This window comes from Pseudorhodoplanes sp. (genome assembly GCF_035565795.1).
Lineage (GTDB): Bacteria > Pseudomonadota > Alphaproteobacteria > Rhizobiales > Xanthobacteraceae > Pseudorhodoplanes.
Window position 1 is genome coordinate 1 of sequence record NZ_DATMRV010000212.1, and the last position, 5,347, is coordinate 5,347.

At 64.2% G+C, this 5,347-nt stretch carries 4 protein-coding genes; 3 read left to right on the forward strand and 1 reads right to left on the reverse strand.

Features of this window, described 5'->3' with window-relative positions; all coding sequences use genetic code 11:
- From VNZ93_RS19045 to VNZ93_RS19055, 3 genes are all read left to right on the forward strand, one after another.
- On the forward strand, positions 1 to 1,863 hold a 1,863-nt coding region (locus VNZ93_RS19045), incomplete at its 5' end, for an asparagine synthase-related protein (RefSeq protein ID WP_325708783.1).
- An 81-nt stretch (positions 1,864 to 1,944) separates the two neighbouring features.
- Positions 1,945 to 3,129 (forward strand): DUF3095 domain-containing protein, encoded by a 1,185-nt coding sequence (locus tag VNZ93_RS19050; protein ID WP_325708786.1) that lies wholly within the window; start codon positions 1,945 to 1,947, stop codon positions 3,127 to 3,129.
- A complete protein-coding gene (locus tag VNZ93_RS19055) occupies positions 3,129 to 4,385 on the forward strand; it encodes a Zn-dependent hydrolase (RefSeq protein ID WP_325708788.1) in 1,257 nt (418 codons plus the stop codon). The genes VNZ93_RS19050 and VNZ93_RS19055 overlap by 1 nt, the downstream gene beginning before the upstream one ends.
- A 13-nt stretch (positions 4,386 to 4,398) precedes the next feature.
- On the opposite strand, the gene guaD is transcribed toward VNZ93_RS19055, so the two are convergent.
- Positions 4,399 to 5,347, reverse strand: a 949-nt coding sequence (gene guaD, locus VNZ93_RS19060) for a guanine deaminase (RefSeq protein ID WP_325708790.1), incomplete at its 5' end; no start/stop codon positions are given.

Consider the following 5,347-nt stretch of genomic DNA (forward strand, 5'->3'; position numbering starts at 1 on the left):
GCACTGCGCGCGCACGGCCCTGACCGATCCGACATCGCCGTCAGCGGACATGTCGGCCTCGTGCATGTGCTGATGCGCATGACGCCCGAGGACCGCAGCGATCATCAACCTTATCGCAGTGCGAGTGGTGCGATCATCACGGCCGATCTTCGGCTCGACAATCGCGACGACATGCTTCGCCGTCTCGGACTTTCGCCGCACGAAGCCTTGAACTCGCCGGACTCACGGATCGTACTCGAGGCCTTCGAAAAATTCGGCGACGATGTGTGGCCGATGCTGCGCGGTCCGTTCGCGGCCGCGATCTGGAACCCGCGAACCCGTCGCCTGACGCTCGCGCGAGACCATCTCGGGCTGAATGTCGTCATGTGGCATCGCAATCGGCGCTTCTTTGCGTTCTCGACCATGCCGAACGGCCTGTTCGCGCTGAAGGACGTGCTGCGAGAGTTGAGCGAGGAAAAGTTCGCCGATTTCCTGGTGCTCAATCACGCGGACCATGCAACCACCATCTATAAGGACGTGTATCGCGTGCCGCCGGCGCACGTCATGCACGTCGATGAGCAAGGTGCGATCTCGCATCAGCGCTACTGGTCGCCACGTGATGTCAAACCGGTGCGATACGCTTCCGACCAGGATTATGCGGACGGGCTGCGCGAGCAGCTCGACATCGCGGTGCGACGCCAGCTGCGCAGCGCTCACCCGCTCGGTTGCCTCCTCAGTGGCGGGCTCGACTCGTCGTCAGTGACAGCACTCACAGCGCGCGCGCTCGCCGAGACCGGTCAACGTCTGGCGGCGTTCACCGGTGTGCCAGGCGCCGACTTCGATGGACCCGTACAGGACGGGCACTACGCAGACGCCAGGCCTTTCGTCGAAGCGGTCGCGAAGGCGGCCGGCACCATCGATGTCACCTATGTGCCGAACAATGTGGCCGACGATCTCGCCGAGCTCGACCGGTTCTTCATCGCTCTTGAGGCGCCGGTGAGAAATCCGACAAACCTTGGCTGGGTTCTGTCGATCCTGCGGCTCGCGCGGTCGCAGGGCCGGCGTGTGCTGCTCGGCGGATTGCACGGCAATTACACCATCAGCTGGAATGGCTGGTCGCAGTCCATCGATCATCTCATGCGCGGCCGCTTGCTGACCGCCCTTCGTCAATGGCAACTCTATTATCGGCGCTCGCCCCACTCGCGTTGGGCCGCCACGCGCAACCTGTTCATTGAACCGGTCATGCCGCCCCGCCTGCGGGATTGGGTGGTTCGCCGCAGGCATGCGAACCGCATCGCGCCATGGCAGGACCATTCGCCGATCCGGCCCGACTTTGCCGCCGCGATGAACGTGACCGCGCGCGCACGACAGGTCGGCCACGACTTTCATTATCGCGCAGGACGCGACGAGCGCATTCGGGGACTTGTGCAGGCTGACTATGTCGGGGAATGGCATGCCGCAGAGAAAGCATTTACCGGTGTCGAGGTGAGAGACCCGACCGCCGACATCGATGTGGTTTCATATTGCTTTGGCGTTCCGCCCGAACAATATCTCGCCGAAGGCATCGATCGATCCCTGATCCGTCGCGCGATGTGGGGACTTCTCCCGGAGAGTGTTCTCACCAATCGCCGGCACGGGCTGCAGGATGCGGAATGGCACCGGCGGATCAGTGGCCGGCGTGACGAGATCGCCCGCGAAATCGCCGCCCTGTCCGGATCGCCACTTGCCCGCCGCGCCATCGACCTGCCGCGGCTCGAACGCGCCGTGTCGAATTGGCCGACCGGCGGTTGGCATCGGCCGGAGATCTTCACCGAATATAATATCGCCTTGATGCGGGGGGTGGCTGGCGGCCGCTTTCTGCGCTGGTTCGAATCGACAAACTGACGACGGACGCGCCGGACCGATACTTGACGCTCGCTTGAAGCATGAGAACGCGGTAACGCAGCGGCTAGCGACAGGTGATTTGTGACATCCGATCCCGGCAGCGAAGATTTCTACGACCGGATTCCCGTGTTCCGCGGCTTTCCGAGTGTCACGGACGAGACATTATACCGTCCGCTCCCTGACGATTGGCTGATCGGGACCACCGATGTCGTCGGCTCCACCAGCGCCATCCGCGCGAACCGCTACAAAGCCGTCAACATGGCCGGTGCGGCGGGCATTGCGGCTGTGATCAATACCCTTGGCCGCGACTTTCCTTTCGTGTTCGGCGGCGACGGCGCGAGCTTTGCGGTACCGCCCTCCTGGGCCGATGCTGCGCGCGACGCGCTGGCCGCGACACTCAGCTGGGCGCAGGATGAGCTCTCGCTCGAACTGCGTGGCGCCATGGTTCCGGTCAAGACCATCCGGGACAACGGTCTTGACGTGCGCGTTGCGCGGTTCGCTCCGTCGGACGATGTGACCTATGCGATGTTCGCCGGCGGGGGACTCGCCTGGGCCGAAGCAGCGATGAAACGGGGACTCTTTGCCATCCCACCGGCGCCGCCCGGCACCCGTCCCGATCTGAGCGGACTGTCGTGCCGCTTCGAGGAAATGCCGTCACAGCACGGCCTTGTACTCGCGATCCTGGTCGTTCCGGGCGAGCGGGCAGACCAGCGCGCTTTCCGCCGGGTGGTGCAGGAGCTTGTGCTGCTGGCCGAACGGAAAGGCCACGCCCCTGTCCCCGCGCAAGGGCCATCTTTCCGCTGGCCTCCGCAGGGGATCGAGCTCGAGGCTCGAGCGTCACGGTACGGAAACGTCCCGCTGATCTTGCGTCGTATCGCCGCGCTGTTCCGGACGGCGCTCTACTACCTCATCTTTCAGTTTCGCGTGCGCGTGGGGCCCTTCATTCCCTCGGTCTACATGAAGCAGGTCGTGGCGAACTCCGATCATCGCAAATTCGACGATGCGTTGCGCATGATCATCGACTGCACCCCCGAGCTGGCAGAGGAGATCGAGCAGAAGCTCGCGGCGGCCGCGCGTGACGGAACGGTGCGCTTCGGCCTGCATCGGGAACAGGCTGCGATGATGACATGTTTCACGCCGTTCCCGACGCATGCCGACCACATGCACTTTGTCGACGGCGCGACCGGCGGCTACGCACTCGCCGCGGCAGCGCTGAAGAGCGGCACGCACGACCTTTCCATGATGGCGAACGCAGGAAAATCCTGATGACGAGCAACCTGCCGATCGATGGCCGCCGGCTATGGGACGATCTCATGCACCTCGCCGAGATCACCGATCCGGGCAAACCCTATACGCGCCGGTCGTTTTCTCCGCTCTTTGACGAGGGCCGCCTGTGGCTGCGCCAGCGGTTCGAAGCGGCCGGACTCGAAACCCGCATTGATGCCGCAGGCAACCTGATCGGACGACGCGCCGGCTCCGAGCCTGCCGCAGGCACGATCATGATCGGCTCGCATTCCGACACCGTGCCATCCGGCGGCCGCTTCGACGGGACTGCGGGCGTCCTCGCGGCGCTTGAGATCGCGCGCTCGATCGCTCAGTCGGGCACCGCGCTCCGCCACAATCTCGAGGTCATCGATTTTCTCGCCGAGGAACCGAGCGAATTCGGCCTCTCCTGCATCGGCAGCCGCGGTATGGCCGGTGTGATGGAGGAACGGATGCTGGCCTACACCGATCCATCCGGTGAGGTGCTGTCTCATGCCATCGATCGCGTCGGCGGCAACGTATCGGCACTCGCAACCGCAAGACGCGACGACATCAAGGCATTCTTCGAACTGCACATCGAACAGGGCCTGGTTCTGCAGGACGGCAAGATCGATGTCGGCATCGTCACGGCCATTGTCGGCATCACGCGGATCGAGGTCGTCTTCAAGGGATCCGCCGATCATGCCGGGACAACTCCCATGCATCTGCGCCGCGACGCCTTCACGCCCGCGGCAAAGACTGCGGTGTTTGTCGATCGCGTCGCCCGCGAACTCGTCGCGCGAAACGCGGGCCTGTTCGTCGCGACCATCGGTATCGCATCCGTCGCGCCCGGCGCATCCAATGTCGTGCCGCAGGAGGCGCGTATCATCATCGACGCGCGGTCGGAAAATCGTGCACTGATGGACGAATTTCTCGCGCGGCTCGATACCGAAACAGCCGCGTTTGCGAAGGAGAGCCGTACCGAGCGCGCCGTGTTCGCGCGTCTGTCCGACACCAACCCGACCGCATGCGACGCAGGCTTGCGTGAATTGCTGCGCGACAGCGCCAGGGCGCTGGGCTTCTCATCGACCGACATCGCGTCCGGCGCCGGTCACGACGCGGCCTTTGTCGCCCGCATCGCGCCCTCTGCCATGGTGTTCATCCCGTGCCGGGACGGCAAGAGCCACGCGCCGGAAGAATGGGCAGAGCCCGACGCATTAGCCGCCGGTACCGCGGTTATTGCCGAGGCCGTCTTGCGGTTCGATCGCCTCGACGCGTAGCCGGAGCAAATCCTCAAATCGCAAGAAACGGGGCGTCGCGGTCGTAAACCGGCTTGCCCGCGACATAGGTCGCCTGCACCGCGCGGTCATCCCCGAGCATCATCTGGACGAACAGCGCCTCCTCGAAATCCTTCGCGAACCGCATCCGGTATTCGATCAGCGGCGTGGACTTCATGTCGAGCACGACGAGATCGGCCTCCATGCCCGGCGCGATGCTGCCGATCTTGTCATCGAGGTACATCGCATGCGCGGTGCCGCGTGTGGCAAGGTAATAGGCGTGCCCCGGCGACAGCGCATAGCCGTTGAGCTGCGCCGCCTTGTAGGCCTCGCTCAGGGTCGAGAGGATCGAAAATGACGTGCCGGCGCCGAGATCAGTGCCCAGTCCGACCCGCACCGGCCGGTCCGCATGCATCGCTCGTGCGATATTGAAGAAGCCGCTGCCCAGGAAGAAATTCGAGGTCGGGCAATGCGCGATCGCCGAGCCGGTCCGGTGCAGCACATGCATTTCGTCGTCGGTGAGATGTACGCCGTGTCCGAAAATCGCGCGCGGCCGGCACAGGGAATAGTGATCGTACACATCGAGATAGCCACTCCGCTCCGGAAACAGCGTCCTGATCCACGCGACCTCGCGTTCGTTTTCCGACACATGGGTCTGCAGGTAGCATTCGGGATGCTCCCTGCAGAGCGTGCCCGCCGCCTCAAGTTGCTCGCGCGAACTCGTCGCCGCAAAGCGCGGCGTGATCGCATACATCAGACGCCCGCGATCGTGCCATTTGGCGATCAACGCCTTGGAATCATCGTATCCGGATTGCGGCGTGTCGCGGAGATAGTCGGGCGCGTTGCAGTCCATCATCACCTTGCCGGCAGCAAGCCGCATCCCGAGCCGCTCCGCCTCCTCGAACAGCGCGTCGACCGACTGCGGATGCACCGTGCAATAGACGCATCCCGTGGTGATCCCGTGC